This window comes from Microbacterium alkaliflavum (assembly GCF_044325405.1).
GTDB lineage: Bacteria > Actinomycetota > Actinomycetes > Actinomycetales > Microbacteriaceae > Microbacterium > Microbacterium alkaliflavum.
Map to the genome: position 1 here is coordinate 1 of NZ_JBIQWL010000011.1, position 17,739 is coordinate 17,739.

At 70.5% G+C, this 17,739-nt stretch carries 16 protein-coding genes; 3 read left to right on the forward strand and 13 right to left on the reverse strand.

The annotated features are described in order from the left end of the window. Positions 1 to 598, forward strand: a 598-nt coding sequence (locus ACH3VR_RS19790; RefSeq protein WP_397558051.1) for a glycoside hydrolase family 68 protein, incomplete at its 5' end; no start/stop codon positions are given. A gap of 80 nt (positions 599 to 678) precedes the next feature. Then, a complete protein-coding gene (locus ACH3VR_RS19795) occupies positions 679 to 2,313 on the forward strand; it encodes a GH32 C-terminal domain-containing protein (RefSeq protein WP_397558052.1) in 1,635 nt (544 codons plus the stop codon). Between the two features lie 6 nt (positions 2,314 to 2,319). Here the strand turns inward: ACH3VR_RS19795 and ACH3VR_RS19800 are convergent, their stop codons facing one another. From ACH3VR_RS19800 to ACH3VR_RS19830, 7 genes are all read right to left on the reverse strand, one after another. Further along, positions 2,320 to 3,363: a LacI family DNA-binding transcriptional regulator gene (locus ACH3VR_RS19800; RefSeq protein ID WP_397558053.1), complete on the reverse strand. Its 1,044-nt coding sequence runs from the start codon at positions 3,361 to 3,363 to the stop codon at positions 2,320 to 2,322. Positions 3,364 to 3,538: 175 nt separating this feature from the next. Next, complete coding sequence (gene efeB, locus ACH3VR_RS19805; RefSeq protein ID WP_397558054.1) at positions 3,539 to 4,855, reverse strand: iron uptake transporter deferrochelatase/peroxidase subunit; 1,317 nt, start codon at positions 4,853 to 4,855, stop codon at positions 3,539 to 3,541. Between the two features lies 1 nt (position 4,856). Then, a complete protein-coding gene (efeO, locus tag ACH3VR_RS19810; protein ID WP_397558055.1) occupies positions 4,857 to 6,086 on the reverse strand; it encodes an iron uptake system protein EfeO in 1,230 nt (409 codons plus the stop codon). Beyond that, positions 6,083 to 7,078 carry an iron uptake transporter permease EfeU gene (gene efeU / locus ACH3VR_RS19815; protein WP_397558157.1) on the reverse strand — a complete coding sequence of 332 codons (996 nt, stop codon included), beginning with the start codon at positions 7,076 to 7,078 and terminating at the stop codon, positions 6,083 to 6,085. The genes efeO and efeU overlap by 4 nt, the downstream gene beginning before the upstream one ends. A gap of 155 nt (positions 7,079 to 7,233) precedes the next feature. Further along, a complete protein-coding gene (locus tag ACH3VR_RS19820) occupies positions 7,234 to 8,133 on the reverse strand; it encodes a carbohydrate ABC transporter permease (protein ID WP_397558056.1) in 900 nt (299 codons plus the stop codon). Then, entirely contained in the window at positions 8,130 to 9,092 is a 963-nt protein-coding gene (locus ACH3VR_RS19825) for a carbohydrate ABC transporter permease (protein WP_397558158.1), read from the reverse strand. The genes ACH3VR_RS19820 and ACH3VR_RS19825 overlap by 4 nt, the downstream gene beginning before the upstream one ends. Positions 9,093 to 9,121: 29 nt before the next feature. Then, complete coding sequence (locus ACH3VR_RS19830) at positions 9,122 to 10,459, reverse strand: ABC transporter substrate-binding protein (RefSeq protein ID WP_397558057.1); 1,338 nt, start codon at positions 10,457 to 10,459, stop codon at positions 9,122 to 9,124. A 118-nt stretch (positions 10,460 to 10,577) separates the two neighbouring features. Here ACH3VR_RS19830 and ACH3VR_RS19835 point away from each other — a divergent pair, with 118 nt between their 5' ends. Next, on the forward strand, positions 10,578 to 12,101 hold the full coding sequence (locus tag ACH3VR_RS19835) for a glycoside hydrolase family 43 protein (RefSeq protein WP_397558058.1): 1,524 nt from the start codon (positions 10,578 to 10,580) through the stop codon (positions 12,099 to 12,101). Here ACH3VR_RS19835 and ACH3VR_RS19840 read toward each other — a convergent pair. From ACH3VR_RS19840 to rhaS, 6 genes are all read right to left on the reverse strand, one after another. Continuing rightward, positions 12,029 to 13,066: a LacI family DNA-binding transcriptional regulator gene (locus ACH3VR_RS19840; RefSeq protein WP_397558059.1), complete on the reverse strand. Its 1,038-nt coding sequence runs from the start codon at positions 13,064 to 13,066 to the stop codon at positions 12,029 to 12,031. The genes ACH3VR_RS19835 and ACH3VR_RS19840 overlap by 73 nt on opposite strands. 35 nt (positions 13,067 to 13,101) lie before the next feature. Next, entirely contained in the window at positions 13,102 to 13,713 is a 612-nt protein-coding gene (locus ACH3VR_RS19845) for a TetR/AcrR family transcriptional regulator (RefSeq protein ID WP_397558060.1), read from the reverse strand. A 56-nt stretch (positions 13,714 to 13,769) separates the two neighbouring features. Next, positions 13,770 to 14,234: a DUF3237 domain-containing protein gene (locus ACH3VR_RS19850; RefSeq protein ID WP_397558061.1), complete on the reverse strand. Its 465-nt coding sequence runs from the start codon at positions 14,232 to 14,234 to the stop codon at positions 13,770 to 13,772. Then, positions 14,231 to 15,907 carry a CocE/NonD family hydrolase gene (locus tag ACH3VR_RS19855; protein WP_397558062.1) on the reverse strand — a complete coding sequence of 559 codons (1,677 nt, stop codon included), beginning with the start codon at positions 15,905 to 15,907 and terminating at the stop codon, positions 14,231 to 14,233. Before ACH3VR_RS19855 ends, ACH3VR_RS19850 begins: the two co-directional genes overlap by 4 nt. Further along, positions 15,904 to 16,392 carry a MarR family winged helix-turn-helix transcriptional regulator gene (locus tag ACH3VR_RS19860; RefSeq protein ID WP_397558063.1) on the reverse strand — a complete coding sequence of 163 codons (489 nt, stop codon included), beginning with the start codon at positions 16,390 to 16,392 and terminating at the stop codon, positions 15,904 to 15,906. The genes ACH3VR_RS19855 and ACH3VR_RS19860 overlap by 4 nt, the downstream gene beginning before the upstream one ends. A 272-nt stretch (positions 16,393 to 16,664) precedes the next feature. Further along, positions 16,665 to 17,708: a rhamnose ABC transporter substrate-binding protein gene (rhaS, locus tag ACH3VR_RS19865; protein ID WP_397558159.1), complete on the reverse strand. Its 1,044-nt coding sequence runs from the start codon at positions 17,706 to 17,708 to the stop codon at positions 16,665 to 16,667. Positions 17,709 to 17,739 lie beyond the last annotated feature (31 nt).

Consider the following 17,739-nt stretch of genomic DNA (forward strand, 5'->3'; position numbering starts at 1 on the left):
CAAGGACGGCAAGTACTACCTGTTCACCATCAGCCACCGCAGCACCTTCGCGGCAGGCCTGGACGGACCCGAGGGCGTGTACGGCTTCGTCGGCAACGGCATCCGCAGCGACTTCCAGCCGCTCAACAGCGGCTCCGGCCTCGCCCTGGGCAACCCCACGAACCTGAACTTCTGGGGCGGGCAGCCGTTCGCACCCGACTACAACCAGCACCCCGGCCACTTCCAGGCATACTCGCACTACGTCATGCCCGGCGGCCTCGTGCAGTCCTTCATCGACACCATCGGCACCCACGACGACTTCATCCGCGGCGGCACCCTCGCCCCCACCGTGAAGATGAACATCGGCGTGGGCGGCGACCCCGCCTCCACCGCCGTGGACTACTCCTACGGCAACGGCGGCCTCGGCGGCTGGGCCGACATCCCCGCCAACCGCGCCCTGTTCACCACCGGCAAATACGGCGCGAGCGTGTCAAACGACGCGGCGCAGAAGGTCCGCGCGGCCGTCGGCACCAAACTCGACGACTACCTCGCCGGCAACCCCGTGCCGGCTGCCACCAAGGCACTCATCGAGAAGCTGCTCGCTCAGTACGGCGGCTGACCCTCACCAGGATGCCCCGGCACATTCCTGTGCCGGGGCATCCGTTCGTGCCATCCCACTTCACGCCACCGAGGAGAACCATGCAGGACAACGACCGAACGACCGCACGCCGGGTCTGGATCGGAATCGCTGCGGCGCTGACCCTCGTCGCGCTGCTCGTCGGAGTGGGGATCGCCGTCTTCCGGCAGCCCGCGACGCGCGAGGCATCCCCGTCCCCAACGCCCGTCTCACCCTTCGAGCGACCGAGCGGCGGAGACCCGGCCCGCCCGGCGGCGCACCTCACGCCTGCGCGGCACTGGATGAACGACCCGCAGCGCCCGTTCCTGCTGAACGGCGTGTGGCACTACTACTACCTCTACAACGCCGACCACCCCGACGGGAACGGCACGGCGTGGTACCACGCGACCTCGACCGACCTCGTGCACTGGACAGACGAGGGCGTCGCGATCGACAAGTACACCAACGGCCTCGGCGACATCTGGACCGGCACCGCCGTCGTCGACCACGAGAACACGGCAGGGTTCGGCCGCGACGCCGTCGTCGCCATGGTGACCCAGCAGGACGACGGCGTGCAGCGCCAGTCGCTCTTCGTCTCGCGCGACGGCGGTTATCGGTTCGAGCCGTACGAAGGGAACCCCGTGATCGAGAACCCCGGTGTGCGGGACTTCCGCGATCCGCGGCTCGTCTGGGACGACGCGCACGAGCGCTGGATCATGGCGCTCGCGGAGGGCAGCAAGATCGGGTTCTACACCTCACCGAACCTCAAAGACTGGACCTACCGGTCGGGCTTCACGACGCAGGGCCTCGGCGTGCTCGAGTGCCCCGACCTGTTCCCGATGGCCGTCGACGGCGACCCCTCCCGCGTGCGCTGGGTGCTCGCCGCCGGCGCGAACGGCGCGGACGAGGGCATGACGACGGGCACCGTGTACTGGACGGGAGACTGGGACGGCGAGACCTTCACCCCCGACGATCCCGGGCATCAGTGGCTCGACCGCGGCGCCGACTACTACGCCGCCGTCACGTGGGACGACCCGCGTCAGACCGAGGCGGAGCGCCTCACGACGCGCTACGGCATCGGCTGGCTCAACAATTGGGCGTACGCGGGTGACGTGCCGGGGGAAGACTGGAGCGGCGGCACCGACAGCATCGTGCGCACGATCCGGCTCGTCGAACGCGACGGCCGCGCAACGCTCGAATCCGCGCCCGTGGACGCCCTGCGCGGATTGGAGGGTCGCGCCGAGAAGCTCGATGCGACGACTCTCGCGGCGGGCGAGGCCGTCGACCTGCCGCAGCCGCCGTCGGACGCCTACCGCCTGCGGCTCGACGTCGCGGTCGACTCCGCCGACGCCGGCGAGCTGCGCGTGCGGATCCCCCGCGGCGACGGCGCGTTCGCGACGGTCGGCTACGACTCCGAGCGCCGCCAGGTCTTCGTGGCCCGGGATGCCGACGCCATCGCCGATCGGATGCCCGACGCCTATCGCGTCGTGCGCACCGCGCCCGTCGATGCTCGGGACGGTCGCATCCGTCTCGATGTCGTCGTCGACGTCGCCTCGATCGAGGTCTTCACCGGCGACGGCGCGGCGCTGAGCATGGTCTCGGGCTCGGCCGCGGGCACGAAGGGCCTGCGCGTCGAGGCGAGCGGCGGCGCTAAGCGCCTCGATGGGGCATCCGTCGCTCCCCTGCGGGTGGCGCCGGTCGAGCGGCGCGCGGACTGACGCGGATCAGGCGGCGGGCGGGGCCACGGAGCCCCGCTCGACGAGCCAGCCCGGCATGAGGTGCAGGCGGGGCGGCGCCGGCTCGGTCTTGCCGACGCGGGCGATGAGCCGGGTCATGGCCCAGTCGCCCATCTCGGCGTGCGGGAGCGCCGCCGTCGTGAGGCCCGGATCGAGCCCGTCGGCGACGGGGCGGAGGTCGTCGATGCCGACGACCGAGACATCGCGCGGAACGGAGAGCCCGAGACGCGCCGCCGCCTGCATGACACCCATCGCGATCCGGTCGTTGAAGCAGATGACGGCCGTTGGGCGATCGGCGCGATCGAGGAGCGCGGCACCCGCGGCACGCCCGCCCCGGGCGTCGGATTCCGCCGCCGCGATGCGATCGGCGCCGAGCTGCACCCCGGCGTCGCCGAGGGCCGCGCGCACGCCGAGGTGCCGGCCGCGCGCGGCGCGCGATCGATCGAGGGTGTCGGCGTAGGCGATCGCCCGGTGCCCCGCCGCGAGCACGGCCTCGCACGCGAGCCGGGTGATCTGCGCCTCGTCGGGCACGACGGCGTCGACCTTCCAGCCGCGTTCCGGCGCGGCGTCGAGGAGCACGATCGGGAGGTCTGCGGGCGCCGTCGGGCGCTTGACCCGCTGGTGGTACATCCGGGCGATGAGGAGGCCGTCGACGCGCTGCGCCACGAAGCGGTCCACGAGCGCCTGCTCGACGGCTTCGTCGCCCTCCGACTCGGCGACGAGCAGCAGGACGTCGTGCTCGAGCCCCGCGTCGCGGGCGCCGGCGATCATCCGGCCGGCGAACGGCGTGGTCGCGACGTGGTCTCCGAGGAAGCCGATGACGCCTGTGCGCTTGCGCCGGAGGCCGCTCGCGATCCGGTCGGGCGCGTACCCGAGCGCAGCCGCGATCTCGAGGATCCGCTCGCGTGTCTGAGGGTTGACGGTGCGCGCGCCGCTCAGCGCATGCGAGACCGTCGTGACGGAGACGCCCGCCGCGGCCGCGACGTCGCTGATGCGCGCACGTCCGGCGCGCGCCGGAGTCGGATCGGGCACGTGACCAGGCTATTCGATCGGGTCGCCGGCGTGGTCGGGCGGGGGTGTCGGCATCCCGTCGCTTGGTCGTCGTCGAGCTCGTACGAACTCGCCGACTGCGCACGTTCTTCGCGAGAACGACGTGTGCCCTCGGCGAGGACGTACGACGTCGACGCGAAAGGGGGCGGACGTTGGGTCAGGCGAAGAGGCCGGCGCCGACGTACGAGCCCTTCGCGGCGCCGGGCGGGACGGCCCACACGCCCGAGCCGACATGTTTGATGTACTCGCGCATCGCGTCGGTCGAGAGCTTCTTCTGCAGGGTCGTGAACTGGGCGGGGCTGCGCTGGAACGAAAGGAAGAACAGCCCGGCGTCGAGCCGCCCGAGGTCGTTGTTGCCGTCGACGAAGTTGTAGCCGCGGCGCAGGATCCGGGTGCCGTCGTTGAAGTCGGGGTGGGCCAGGCGCACGTGGCTCGTCACGGGGATTGCGGGCGCGCCCGCGGCATCCTTCGCCGTGAAATCGGGATCGGTGGTCTCGCGCCCGCCCGACAGCGGCGCCCCCGTGCCCTTCGTGCGCCCGACGATCGTCTCCTGCTCGCTGAGGCGCACGCGATCCCACGTCTCGATGAGCATCGCGATCTTGCGGGCGACGAGATACGAGCCGCCGGCCATCCAGGCGGGCTGATCGGATGCCGCGACCCAGACGTGCTCGTCGAGCGCACCGGCGTCGTCGGCGAGGATGTTCGCCGTGCCGTCCTTGAATCCGAAGAGGTTGCGCGGCGTCTGCTGATCGGCGGTCGTGCGCGACGTGCGACCGAAGCCGAGCTGCGACCACCGCAGCTTCGCGCGGCCGAACGCGATGCGGCTGAGGTTGCGGATCGCGTGCACGGCGACCTGCGGATCGTCGGCGCACGCCTGGATGCACAGGTCTCCGCCGGACTTGTCGGGGTCGAGGTCGTCGCCGAGGAAGGGCGGCAGCTTCTCGAGGCCCGCAGGGCGAAGCGCCGCGATGCCGAACCGATCCACGCCGTCCGCCTCGAACAGCGTGGGACCGAAGCCGAACGTGATCGTGAGGCCGCTCGCCGCGAGGCCGAGCGCCTCGCCGGTGTCGTCGGGCGGCGCCTCGGGCGATCCGCCGACGGCGCCCGTCGCGCTCACGTCGAGGCCCTGCGTCATGCGCGACGCCGCGTACGACCAGTCCTTGAGCAGCGACTGCAGGTCGGCGGCGTCGGTGCGCGCCATCATGTCGAACGACGCGAAGTGCAGGTGGTCCTGCACGGGGGTCGTGATGCCCGCCTGGTGGGTGCCGAAGTACTCGTAGGGGGATGCCGCGGCATCCCGTTCCGCCGCCCGGGCCGCGATGCTCGCGGCAGACCCGGCGCTCGCGCCGATCGCGAGACCCGCCGCGCCTGCGGCGCCGATCGCGAGGCCCAGAAGGCCGCGCCGTGAGACGCCCGAAGGCCCGGCGGCACGATCTGCCGCCGGGCCGGGGTCGTGCGAAAGCTGCTCCGTCACGTCACTCCAGCACGGTGGCCGTCAGCTGCGACAGCGGCTCGGCGAGCGCGTTGATGAGGTCCGTCAGCTGGCGCTTGTCGGCTTCCGTGAGGTCGGTGTACGGCACGAATCCGAGGGGCAGCGAGCCGTACGTCGCGAGCGCGGCCTCGAGGTCGCTGTAGCCCGACTCGATCTGCGTCACGAGCGACGCACCCTTGTCGCCCTGGCTCGTCGCGAAGTCCTGCACGAGCGAGAACGCCATCTTCGAGCCTTCGACGTTGGCGGCGAAGTCGTACAGGTCGGTGTGCGACCACCAGTCCTCCTCACCCGTGATCTTGCCGGTCGCGACCTCGTCGAGCAGGGCGATCGCACCGTTCGAGATGCCGCCGATGCCCTGGGCGTCGAGGTTCTTCTGGAAGTCGTCGGAATGGACGTAGTCGTAGAGCTCCTGCACGTCGGCGATCAGCTGGTCGCCGTACGACGCGCGCTCGGCAGGCGTCGAGGGAGCCCAGTCCTGCCAGGCGGGCGTCTCGCCGTCGGCGTTGAGCGCGTCCTGCGCGGGAACCCAGAGGTCCTTCTCCAGGCGGTGGAAGCCCGTCCAGTCCAGGCCCTCCGCGACGGCGTCGACCTCGCGGTAGTCGATGCGCGGGTCGAGGTCGCCGAGTGCCTCGGCGACGGGCTCGATGCGCTCGTAGTACGCGCGTACCTGCGGGAACTGCGCCTGCGCGCTCGCGTCGTCGCCCGACTCGTACGCCGTGACGAGCGCCTGGACGGCCGGCACGAGCTGCCCGACCTGGTCCTTGACGAACGCGGCGTAGAGGTCGACCGCCTGCTGCTTCTGCTCGGCGTCCTCGCCGTGCACGGCGACGGCGTCGCCCGTGACGGTGAACGCGGCCTTGCCGACGCCCTCGCCGACCATGCCCGGCTTGCAGAGCGTGTAGTAGTCGCCCGGCTGCGCCACGACGGTGAGGGTGCGCTTCGCGCCCGGGGCGATGTTCTCCGCCTCCCCGACGATGCGCAGTCCATCGTCGGCGAGCAGGTAGAACTCCGTCACGTCGTCGCCGCTGTTGGCGACCTCGAACGAGAGCGTGCCGCTCGTCGCCGTCGCGGACGACACGTCGCAGCCGTCGGCGGTCGAGATGACGGTGAGCCCGGCGGACGCGGCGGCGTCGGCCTTGGCGACGCAGCCGGCGAGGGCGAGGGTGCCGACGACGCCGAGGGCGAGGGCTCCGACGAGGCGGTGCGAGGTCATGCTTCTCCTTGCTGGGGAGCGATCGAAAGGGGACGGACGGATGCCACGGCCGAGGGTGCACGGGGGCTTTCGGCGGCGGGCGCTGCTTCCGGCTTCGCCTCCGCCGGCGAGGGCGAGGGGCTGGGGCGGAACTGGCGGCGCGCCCACAAGCCGCCGACGAGGGCGACGTAGAGCACCCAGGCGATCACCTGCAGCCACGACATCTGCGGCATGAAGCCGATGGTCGCCTGCAGCACGGTCGCCAGGGCGCTGCCCGGAGGAATCGCGCCGCTGACGTCGAACGCCCAGCCGAACGGGAACGCCGCCCATCCGACGAGCACGGCGCCCGTGGCCGGGTCGATCGGCGCGGCAGCCGTGAAGGGCCCCGGCAGCGCGCCCGCCTCCTGGAGGTCGTGCACGCCGTACGCGAGGACGCCCGCCGCGACGACGATGAGGAACGCGCCCGTCCACGTGAAGAAGCGGCGCAGGTCGAGGCGCAGCATCCCGCGTGCCAGAAGCCAGCCGAGCACGACGGCGGCCGCAAGACCCAGGAGAGCTCCGAGCAGGGCCGCAGGCGCGTCGCCGAACGACTGCACCATCGACCACAGCAGCAGCGTCGTCTCGACGCCTTCACGGGCGACCGAGACGAAGCCGATCGCGACGATCGCCCACATCCCGCCCGCCGCGAGGGCACGCGCGACGTCGCTCTCGAGGCTGCGCTTGAGCGTGCGGGCCGTGCGCTGCATCCAGAAGATCATCCAGGTCACCATCGCGACGGTGACGATGGACAGGATGCCGCCGAGCAGCTCCTGCGCCTCGAACGTGAGGCTGTAGGCGCCGAACGTGAGGATCGCGCCGATCACGAGCGCGAGGCCGACGGCGAGGCCGACGCCCGCCCACAGCCGGGGCAGCACGTCGCGGCGCCCGAGTCGCGTGACGTACGCGATGAGGATCCCGACGACGAGGGCCGCTTCGAGGCCTTCGCGAAGGCCGATGAGGAAGGTGGCGAGCACAGGCGTGTCCGGTTCTGCGAGGTTCGGGGAGTGAGGCACTCGGGAGCGATCGCCCCCAAAGTGAGGCAAGCCTTACCTACACTGTAGAACCGGATGCCGCGACCGGCCAAACCGGCCGCGTCACCCTTCACGCACCGCGGACCCGCCGCGGGAGGTCACCCCTTCAGGCCGCCGGCCAGGAGATCGGCGCGCCAGAACCGCTGGAGGAACATCACCAAGAGCATGAGCGGCACGATCGACAGCGCGGATCCGATGAGGATCAGCGGATACACGTCGCTGTCGCCCGCTCCCTTTGCGAGGAACGAATAGAGCCCGAGCGTGAGGGGGTAGAGGTCCTGATCGGACAGCATGATGAACGGCAGCAGGAAGTTGTTCCAGATGCCGACGAACTGCAGCAGGAACACCGTCACGAGGCCCGCCGTCATCATCGGCAGCACGATCGTGCCGAAGATGCGGTACTCCCCGGCCCCGTCGATCCTCGCCGCCTCGAGCGTCTCGGTCGGCACCGCCGCCTGGGCGAAGACGCGGCACAGGAAGATGCCGAACGGGTTGATGATGCACGGCAGCAGCACCGACCAGTACGTGCCCGCGAGGCCGAGCTGGGCCAGCAGCAGATATTGCGGGATCGCCAGCACGATGCCGGGGACGAGCACTCCGGCGAGGATGAAGCCGAACAGCACTTCCCTACCCCGGAACTGGAACTTCGCCAGTCCATAGCCGGCGAGCGCCGAGACGAGAGTGGACAGGAGAGCACCCACGCCCGCGTAGAGCAGGCTGTTGAGCCCCCAGAGCCAGAACTGCCCGCCGCCGTACGAGCTGATCGCGGCGAGGTTGTCCCACAACCCCGTGCCGGGCGCGAACGAGAAGGTCGTGAAGAGCTCACGAGGCGACTTCGACGAGGCGATGAGCACCCACACGACGGGGACAAGGCAGTACACGGCGCCCACCGCGAGCACGAGCGTCGCAAGGGGCGACATGCCGCGGCGGCGGCTCCCGCGTCGAGATTGCTCACGCGAATCGAGGCGCAGCGTGCGGTTCGCGGTCATCGTGGTCATGACTCGCCCCCGAACGTGCGGCGCTGGAAGAAGCGGAGGATCACGAGCGAGATCACGAGGGTGCCGACCGCGAGGACGACGGATGCCGCGGCCGCCCCGCCGAGATTGTCGTTCACGAATGCCTCCTGGTAGATCTGCATGAGCGGCACCCAAGTGGACGAGATCGTCGAGGTGAGGGGTCGCAGGGTCGCGGGCTCGCTGTAGAGCTGGATGGTGCCGATGACGGAGAACAGTCCCGTGAGCACGAGGGCCGGTGTCACGAGCGGCATCTTGATCCGCCACGCGATCGTCCATTCGCTCGCACCGTCGATGCGGGCCGCCTCGTAGATCTCGGTCGGGATGCCGCGCAGCGACGTGTAGATGATGATCATGTTGAATCCGACCCCGGCCCACAGCGCGATGTTCGCGAGCGAGAAGTAGAGCCAGGGGGTGGTGAAGAACGGCACGGCGTCTCCCCCGAGCGCCGTGGAGATCGCCGATGCCGGACTCGTGCTGGGCAGGTAGAGGAATCCCCACAGCAGGCTCGCGATGACGCCGGGGACGGCGTACGGGAGGAAGATCGCGGTGCGCGAGAAGCCCTTGAGCCGCGTCCTCGGCGCGTCGAGCAGCAGCGCGAACAGCAGAGCGAACCCGAGCACGGTGGGGATCGCGATCGCGCCGTAGATGAGCGAACGTCCGATGCCGGCCACGAACTCCTCGTTCGTGAGGGCCGAGAGGTAGTTGTCGAAGCCGACGAAGCCCTCGACCCGCCGTCCGAATGCGCCGCCCTCGACTCGGAAGCCGCGAAAGCTCAGGAAGATCGCGTAGACGATGGGGATCAGCAGGAACGCGACGAAGAAGGCGATAGCGGGGGCGACGAAGACCCAGGGGGCGAGCCGGCCCCGCGGGCGCCGGCGGCGTCCGGTCGACGCCGGCGCCACGGGACGCGTGTGGAGCGGGGTCTCCCGGGGGAGGGTCATCACGCCCTCCCCCGAGTCGGTCTGCGTGCTCATTTCTCGACCGTGTAGCCGGACTTCTCGAGGTCTGCGACCACGGCGTCCTGCGTCGCGATGTAGACGTCGCGGAACGAGGTCTTGTTCAGCGCGGCCTCGTTGAGCGCGTCTCCGAACGCCGTCTGCGCGACGTTCACGTTCGGACCCCACGTCTGGGCGATCGTGGTGTTGTCGATGATGGCATCCGCCGTCTGGTAGAAGTCGGTCTGCTGCGGCATGAGCTGGGGCGGGTCGCTCGTGAGCGTCGCTTCGCGTCCGCCGTTGCCCCCGGGATAGATGTCGAGGGTGAGGAGCAGCTTCGACCCCTCGGGCGACGCTCCGAGCCACGAGGCGAACTCCGCAGCCTCCTTCGCGTGCTTGGACTTCTCGGGGATGAGGTACGTCGATCCGCCGAGGAACGGCACGGAGGGATCACCGGCGTTCCACTGCGGCAGCGGGATGGACGCCCACTTGCCGGCGGTGTCCGGCGCCACCGAATAGATGACGCTCGGCGCCCAGGCCGCGGCCGCCCAGCTGAGGATCTTGCCCTGGTTGACCTTGGCGTTCCATTCCGGCGTCAGCAGCGGCTCGACTGTCAGCAGGTCGCGATCGACGAGGTCCTGCCAGTAGTCGGCGGTCTCGAGCGAGGCGTCGTCGGCGATGCCGACCTTCCATTTGTCGCCGTCGACGCTCCACCACTGCGAGCCCGCCTGCGCCGCATGCGCCGCGAAGAACTCCAGCTGCGAGGCGGAGAAGCTCGCGATGTACACGGACGGATCGGCCGCGTGGATCGTGGCGGCCGCCTGCGCGTACTCGTCCCACGTCGTGGGCGGCTTCACGCCATACTGCTCGAAGAGGTCGGCGCGGTAGGTGAGCATCATGGGCCCGATGTCCTGCGGAACCCCGTAGACGCGTCCGTCGAGGCTGTTGAGGTCCCACACGTTGTCTTCGACGTCCTTGCGCACGTCCTTCACGTCGTCGGTGATGTCGCGCACGACGCCGGCCACGACGAGGGCGGGCAGGGCCCGGTACTCGATCTGCACGACGTCCGGCACTTCGTCGGCACGATCGGCCGCGAGGAGTTTCGACGCCGTCTCGGGCGTTCCGCCGACCTCGGAGAGCTTGATCTTGACGTTCGGATGCTCCGACTCGTACTTCTTGATGATCTCCTGCGCTGCCGGATTCGAGCCCTTGAGCGTGTAGGTCCAGAAGTTCAGGGTGACGTCCTCCCCGCCGGTCCCCGATGTGCCCCCGGAGCACCCGGCGAGCGCCAGCAGAGCGACAGCCGAACCTGCGACGGCGGCGAGGCTGCGGGCACGACGGGAGCGTCTGGCGCGCGGTTCCTGTGGGTTCATGGACATCTCCTTCGACGTTGGGATGCGGCATCCGGTGCCTGCATTGGGTTGTGACCATGATGATGGTAACGTTTCCATCCGTCAAGTGGTTAACGACAACAAATTTCGAGGAGCACCCGTGGACGTCCCCGCCCATCCCGTACTCGCGGGATGCCATCCCGATCCGAGCGTCTGCCGCGTCGGCGAGCATTTCTATCTGGTGACCTCGACTTTCACCTACGTCCCGGGTCTGCCCGTGCATCGCAGCATCGACCTGGTCGCGTGGGAGCTGGTCGGGCATGTGCTTACCGACGCGTCGGCGATCGGGCTCGACGGGCTCGACGTCTCGGACGGGGTCTGGGCGCCCACGATCCGGCATCACGACGGCACGTTCTACGTCGTGTTCACCGTGGCCGTCGAGCGTCGCGCCGCGTGTACCTACGTGTGCACCGCGACGGACGCGGCCGGTCCCTGGTCGGCGCCGGTGCCACTCGACGCACATGGAATCGATCCGTCGCTCTTCTTCGACGACGACGGCCGCTGCTGGTTCACCGCCGCGCGCGACGCGGTGAGCGTGCACGCGACGGGGCCAGGAGAGCTCTGGATGCGCGAGCTCGATGTCGCCGCGCTGCGCCTCGTCGGCCCCGAGTATGTGCTCTGGCATGGGGCACTGGCCGGCCAGTGGGTCGAGGCGCCTCACCTCTACCGACGGGACGGCCGGTACGTGCTGATCGCGGCAGAGGGCGGCACGGAGCGCAATCACGCCGTGACGGCCGCCTACGCCGATGCGGTGACCGGGCCGTATTCGACGGATCCGCGCAGTCCGCTCCTCACCCATCGCCACCTGAGTCCGCACCATCCCGTGCAGAACGTGGGTCACGTCGACCTCGTCGACACCGCGGACGGCCGCACGCTGGCGGTCGCGCTGGGTGTGCGCCTCCTGGACGGATGCCACGTGCTCGGGCGCGAGACCTTCGTCGTCCCGGTCGATTGGGACGACCACCGCCCGGTGTTCGCGGCGGGGCTGGGCCGCCTCGGCCCGATCGACGGCGCAGGAGTCTCCGAGGAGCGGGACTGGGTCGGCGTGCGCGATCTGCCCGCGCATTCGTGGGCCGGCGACGACCTCACCCTGAGCGCAGGACCGCATCCACTCTCTGAACGCGGGCGCATGTCCTTCGTGGGACTGCGCCAGGACCGGCACGACGCCGTCCTCGAGGGGACGATCGACACCCCACGAGGCGGCGGGCGCGCTCGCGCTCTGGTCGCGTTCCAGCACCAGGACCGCTTCGTCGCGCACACGCTCCTGCGCAACGAAGACGGATCGAGCCGGATCGAGACTGTGCTGTGGGCAGACGGTGCGCCGATCGTGCTCGGCACGGCGGCCGGTCACGAGAGCGAACGGCTCCTCGTCGAGACGGACGGTCGCCGCTACCGCTTCGGCGCGCGCCGCGACGGCGCAATCCGCTGGACGGCGCAACTGGCCGCGCGATTGCTCAGCACGGAGGACGCCGGCGGCTTCGTGGGAGTCCTGCTCGGGTTCTCGAACCTCGGCGACGACCGCGATGAGCCGGCCGTCATCCGCGACGTGCGCTACGGGACCGCCACGGCAGAAGCGGGGGACCCCGAGCTTCGCCGCACGACGAGCGTCGGCGGGATGAGGTGATGGTGCCCCGCGGCGCCGCCGATCATCGACAACAGGATCTCGATGGAGGTCCGCCCGAGCGTCACGAAGTCCTGGCGAACGGTCGTGAGGGCGGGCACGAGGTACTCCGAGCCGGAGATGTCGTCGAACCCTACGAGTGACACGTCGTCGGGAACCCGGATGCCCCGCTCTGCGAACGCGGCGAGCACCCCCATCGCCATCTGATCGTTTCCGACGAACAACGCCGTCGGCAGCGCGGTCTCGTCGGCCAGCTGCGACGCGAGCCGATAGCCGCTCGCCGCCGTGAAGTCGCCCTCGTACCACCGGGGCGCGGTGGATCCGGCATCCGCCATCTCGGCGCGCCACCCCGCCAGCCGCGCGCGGGCGTCGAAGACGTCGAGGCGCCCGGTGAGGTGGACGATGTCGTGGTGCCCGAGCTCGAGCAGATGGCGCGTCGCAAGGCGTGCGCCGAGCTCCTGGTCGAGCTCGACCGAGCCGATGGCGGGATTGGCGACATCACCGGACATCACGACGCTCACGGGCACACGCGTGACCATGCGCTCCAGCTCCACCGCGGCGACCGGCCTGTCGGCGATGATCGCGACTCCCTCGACGGCCTGGTTGGTGAGGCGGTCGACCGCGGACGCGAACTGCTCCTGCGTGCCGCCCTGCCAGCTGGCGAGGGTGACCCAGTAGCCGGCGGCCTGGGCGGCCTCCTCGACGCCTCGCAGCACGCGCGGCAGCTCGAACAGCTCGGAGCCGGCGATGATCACGCCGATCGTGAGCGAGCGGCCGCTCTTGAGCGCGCGGGCGAGGTCGTTTCGACGGTAGCCAAGGCGCTCGATCACCTCGAGAACCCGCTTGCGCGTCTCGGGCCGCACCTTGTCGGAGCCGTTGAGCACGCGGCTCACCGTCACCTGGCCGACGCCCGCCTCGCGGGCGACGTCGACCATGCTGGGCGGCCTCGACCGAGGTGCGTCCGTCACGTGGCTCCTTCGTGTGGGGTCATCGTGACCGCACCCTATCGCGCGTCGGGCTGCGGAGCGGCCAGAAGCGTTTCGAGGAGGGAGAGAGCGGCATCCTGCGGCGCATCGGGGTCGAGGAGCCACTGCGTCTGCAGGCCGTCGGAGGCCGCGATGACGAGGGCCGCGACGGCGTGCGGGTCGACGTCGGCGCGGAGGCGGCCATCCTGCTGATTGCGCACGACCCGCTCGGCGAGGTCGTTGCGCACGCGCGCGAAGCGCTCCGTGGCGAAGTCGCGGGCTGCGGGATGCCCCTCCTCCAGCGCCGCCGCGACGAGCGTCGAGTAGAGCTGCACGAGACCTGCGACCTGCCGGTTGGACTCGGCCCAGTGCTTCACCATGTCGAGCGGCGTCTCGCCGGGCGGCACGGGCAGGCGGTCGCCGCGGCGCTCGGACTCGCGGTACACCTCGACGAGCAGCTCCTCGAGCGAGCCGAAGTAGTGCGTCAGCGCGGCGTGGGTGACGCCGACCTCCTGCGCGATCGCGCGCAGGCTCGTGCGGTCGGAGCCGCGCTCGGCGAACACCTCGATCGCGCGGTCGAGGATCTCCTGCCGGCGCGCGACGCCCTTGGCATACGGACCACGGGCGTTCGCGGCAGGCTTCTCGCTCATGCCGGAAGTCTATGCAAGAAAAACCTCCATGTGGAGGTTTTTCTTGCACAGCGGCCTCACGTCACGCGGTAGGCCGTGTAGCGGACGGCGTCGGCGTCGCGGATGCACGCGGCGACGTACAGCGACTGCTCGAACTCCGGATGCGCCGACGACTCGATCGTCACGACGGTGCGGAAGTAGTAGTCCGCAGGGTCGACCGCTTCGCCGCGCAGCAGCGCTTCGAGCACTTCGGGCGATCCGCTGCGCACCCCGACGGCGTGGAGGTACACGTATGAGCCGTCGGCGGCCCGGGCGGTGTACCGGCCGTCGATCTCGATCGACCCGTCGGCGCGCACGAGCTGCCAGTCGGCCCCGCCGGGGAGGATCTCACCGTCGAACGCCCCCCGGACGGTTCCGCCGAGGATCGGCACGACCCGGCGGTGCCCGCTGCGCGTGACGCCGTGGTCCTCCAGCGGGCCGAGGCGCACCGCGACCTCGAACGCGGGCTCGAGCCCTGGCACGGGCGGCTGCACGGCGCTCATCGCGTCCACACCGGCAGCTCGATCCGCGACGCGGCGGTGCCTGCGTGGGAGATCTCCTGGTGCGCGACGACCGTGTCGGACGCCCCGAACGCCGGCTCGCCCGTCCCGGGGTTGCGCGCGTAGCGCGGATGCGCACCCGAGCTCACCTGGATGCCGACGCGATGGCCGGGCTGGAACCGGTGGAAGGTCGGCCACAGGTGCACCTCGGCTTCGCGGAAACCCTCGGCGTCGGGCGCGGGATCCGTTGCGAGAGTGCCGATCGACCCGATGCGCCGGATGCCGTCGCACACCGTCACCGACCGCCCGTCGGGGTGCACGTCGGTGAGGCGCACGAACACGTCGTAGCTCGGCGCCGATGAGCGGAAGCGCAGCCGCGCGACGGGTTCACCCGCGAGGTCGAGCGGCTCGGCGAGCGGCTCCGACCGGAAGACGACGACGTCGGTGCGCTTCTCGTGCTCCGCGTTGTCGTGAGGGTCGGTGTCGGGCTGCAGGCTGGGCCCGCCCACGGACGGCGTCGGCGAATCCGGATCGTACGTGTAGCGCGTGAGGTCGCCGGTCGCGGCATCCCTCGACACTCCCCCGCCCTCGTGCAGGAACCAGTCCTCGGCCCCCGCGCCGGATGGCGGCCACACATCCAGGTCGTGCCACTCCTCGGCCCCCGTCTCGTAGGCGCGCACCGGCGTCGCACGGTCCCACGGCTCGCCGGCGAAGGACTCCTTGAGGAATCCGACGGTATCGCGATGTGCGACGGGGGCCTTGCTGCGGGTGACGTGACCCCATGGTCCGATCGTGAGTCGAGGCGGGTTGCCCGCCTCGACGAGCGTCGCGTAGTTGCGCAGCTGCCACGGCAGGAAGATGTCGTACCACCCCGTCACCATGAGCACGGGCGCCGTCACGTCGGGCACCGAGGCGGTGTGCGACTGCTGCGTCCAGTACTCGTCGGCGAGCGATTCGTGCGCGACCCAGTCCTGGTACCAGTGGATCGGATGCCCCGTCACGGCGCTGTCGCCGCGCCCCAAGGGCAGCACGTCGAAGGCCTTCGTGAGCTTCGGGTCGGGGAGCAGCATCCCGAGCAATGCGGGACCGCCGCGCCCCATGCGGTCCATCATTCGGCTCCAGCCGAGCGCGTTGCGCAGCGAGTAGGCGCCGTTGTCCCACGTCATCGCGCCGAAGTCGGGCATCGTGATCTGCAGCACGAGCGCCTCGGGCGCGTTGTCGGGATCCTCCCGCTGCAGGCGGCCCGCCACCGCCCACTGCGTGTAGCCCATGTAGCTCTCCCCGTACGTCGCGAGCCTGCCCGTGAACCAGGGCTGATCGCGCACCCAGCGGTGCGTCGCGATGCCGTCGCGCTGCTCGTCGATGTTCGGCGTGAACGAGCCGCCCGAGCCCCACGTGCCGCGCGAGCTCTGGAAGAACACTATGAAGCCCTCGTACGCAAGGACACGCGCGGTGCCGCCGTAGAGCCCGCGTCGCCCGTACGGCCCGCGGATGAGGATCGTGGGCAGGCTGCCGTCGGCGCCGACGGGCCGGTACAGGTCGCCGAGCAGTTCGACGCCGTCATCCATCGGCACGCGCAGATCGCGTTCGACGACGCAGTCGTAGGGCCCGAGCTCTGCGCCCTTGCGCACGCGTGCGTCGAGCGTGCGGGTGAGGCGCTGCCGCAGTGTCGTCATTCCGTCTCCGTTGCGTGATCAGGGATGGGGGATGTCTCCGGGCGGCGCCGTGCCGCGAGCGCGTCGCGCAGCCGCTCGAGGGCGGGGATCGCGGCCGCGAGCACGTCGCGGTCGGCGGGATCGAGGTCGGCCGCCGCGGCGCCGACGAGCGCGACGCTCGCGGCGTCGAAGCGGTCGAAGAGGCCATGTGCCGTCGGCGTCGCGACGACCTCGACCTGTCGGCGGTCGCCGGTCTTCGCGCGTCGTGTGACGAGGCCGCGCTTCTCCATCGCCGCGAGGAGGTTGCTGACGGCGGAGCGACTGAGCCCGAGCAGCGCCGCGAGCTCGCCGGGCGAGTGCGCCGCGCCGCGAGGAAGGGCGCGGATCACCTCGACCTGCGCATCGGGGATGTCCGGGAGGCGCTCTGCGGCACGGGCGGCGCCGAGCAGCGTGCGGCGCAGCGGCGAGACGAGGGCCGAGAGCCGCGCGGCGTCGAGCTCGGTCATCGCGCGGGCAGCGCGAAGGAGCGGCGGTCGTCGATGAGCACGATGCGCATGTGGGGACTCCGTCGTCGGGGATGCTGCCCTCGATAGTTTTGTCTGTGAACCATCCGCCGTCAAGCCGCCCGCGAGGCAGGGGATCTCGCCGAACCTCGGGCGTACGATCCCCGGTCTCGGCGGGATCCCCGGTCTCGGCGGGATCCCCGGTCTCGGCGGGACGCCCACACGGCCGAGGACCCCGACGGCGCGGCGCCGTCGGGGTCCTCGGGAGGCGATGCTCAGAAGTTGAAGTCGCCGATGTTGTCCTTCGTGAACACGTAGGGGTCGCCGAGCAGGACGGTGGCGTCCTTGCCGACCTCGAACGAGCCGAGCTTGCCGGCGTCGAACTTGTCGCCCTCCTTGCCCGTGATGTCGCCCTTGATGAGCGCCTGCGCCGCATAGGCGGCGAGGTATCCGAGGTCCTCGGGGTTCCACAGCGCGAACGACGTGACGGTGCCGTCCTCGACGTACTCGCGCATCTGGTTCGGGGTGCCGAGGCCGGTCAGCGCGACCTTGCCCTTGTACTCCGACGTCGAAAGGTAGCGGGCGGCGGCGGCGATGCCGACCGTCGTGGGCGAGATGATGCCCTTCAGCTCGGGGTAGGTCTGCAGCAGCGCCGCGGTCTTGTCGAACGAGGTCTGGTCGTCGTCGTCGCCGTAGACGACCTCGACGAGCTTGATGTTCGGGTGGTCCGACTCCAGCAGGGCCTTCATCTTCTCGATCCACGCGTTCTGGTTGGTCGCGTTGGCCGACGCCGACAGGATCGCGATCTCACCCGCGTCGCCGATCTGCTTGGCGATCTCGTCGATCTGCACCTTCGCGATGCCGTCCGCAGTGGCCTGGTTGATGAACAGGTCGCGGCAGTCGGGGTTGGTGTCGGAGTCGAACGTGACGACCTTGACACCGGCCGACTTGGCCTCGTTGAGGGCGTCGCAGATCGCCTCGGGGTCGTTGGCCGACACGATGAGTCCGCCGGCGCCCTGCTGCGCCGCGGTCTGGATGTAGCTGACCTGCGAGGTCGGGGATGCCTCGGACGGGCCGACCTCGTCGAGCGTGCCGCCGAACTCCTCCGCCGCAGCCTTGGCACCCTTGGTCGAGGTGTCGAAGTACGGGTTGCCGAGGTTCTTGGGCAGCATCGTGATCGACAGGTTGGCGTCGCCGCCGCCCGAGCCCGTCGAGTCTCCGCCGCCGCTGGAGCCCGAGCAGCCCGCCGCGAGCAGGGTCACGCCGACGGCGAGAGCCGCGATGACCCCCGCGCGCCGGGAGCGCTTGAATTCGAACATCATTGTTTCCTTCCTTGGTGCGAGATCTTCG

Bases quoted from the DNA above. Each gene is read 5' to 3' on its own strand.
- ACH3VR_RS19830 (WP_397558057.1), bottom strand. From the start codon at position 10,459: ATGAACCCACAGGAACCGCGCGCCAGACGCTCCCGTCGTGCCCGCAGC.
- ACH3VR_RS19795 (WP_397558052.1), top strand. From the start codon at position 679: ATGCAGGACAACGACCGAACGACCGCACGCCGGGTCTGGATCGGAATC.
- ACH3VR_RS19860 (WP_397558063.1), bottom strand. From the start codon at position 16,392: ATGACCGAGCTCGACGCCGCGCGGCTCTCGGCCCTCGTCTCGCCGCTG.
- ACH3VR_RS19845 (WP_397558060.1), bottom strand. From the start codon at position 13,713: ATGAGCGAGAAGCCTGCCGCGAACGCCCGTGGTCCGTATGCCAAGGGC.
- ACH3VR_RS19855 (WP_397558062.1), bottom strand. From the start codon at position 15,907: ATGACGACACTGCGGCAGCGCCTCACCCGCACGCTCGACGCACGCGTG.
- ACH3VR_RS19825 (WP_397558158.1), bottom strand. From the start codon at position 9,092: ATGACCCTCCCCCGGGAGACCCCGCTCCACACGCGTCCCGTGGCGCCG.
- ACH3VR_RS19820 (WP_397558056.1), bottom strand. From the start codon at position 8,133: ATGACCACGATGACCGCGAACCGCACGCTGCGCCTCGATTCGCGTGAG.
- efeO (WP_397558055.1), bottom strand. From the start codon at position 6,086: ATGACCTCGCACCGCCTCGTCGGAGCCCTCGCCCTCGGCGTCGTCGGC.
- ACH3VR_RS19850 (WP_397558061.1), bottom strand. From the start codon at position 14,234: ATGAGCGCCGTGCAGCCGCCCGTGCCAGGGCTCGAGCCCGCGTTCGAG.
- rhaS (WP_397558159.1), bottom strand. From the start codon at position 17,708: ATGTTCGAATTCAAGCGCTCCCGGCGCGCGGGGGTCATCGCGGCTCTC.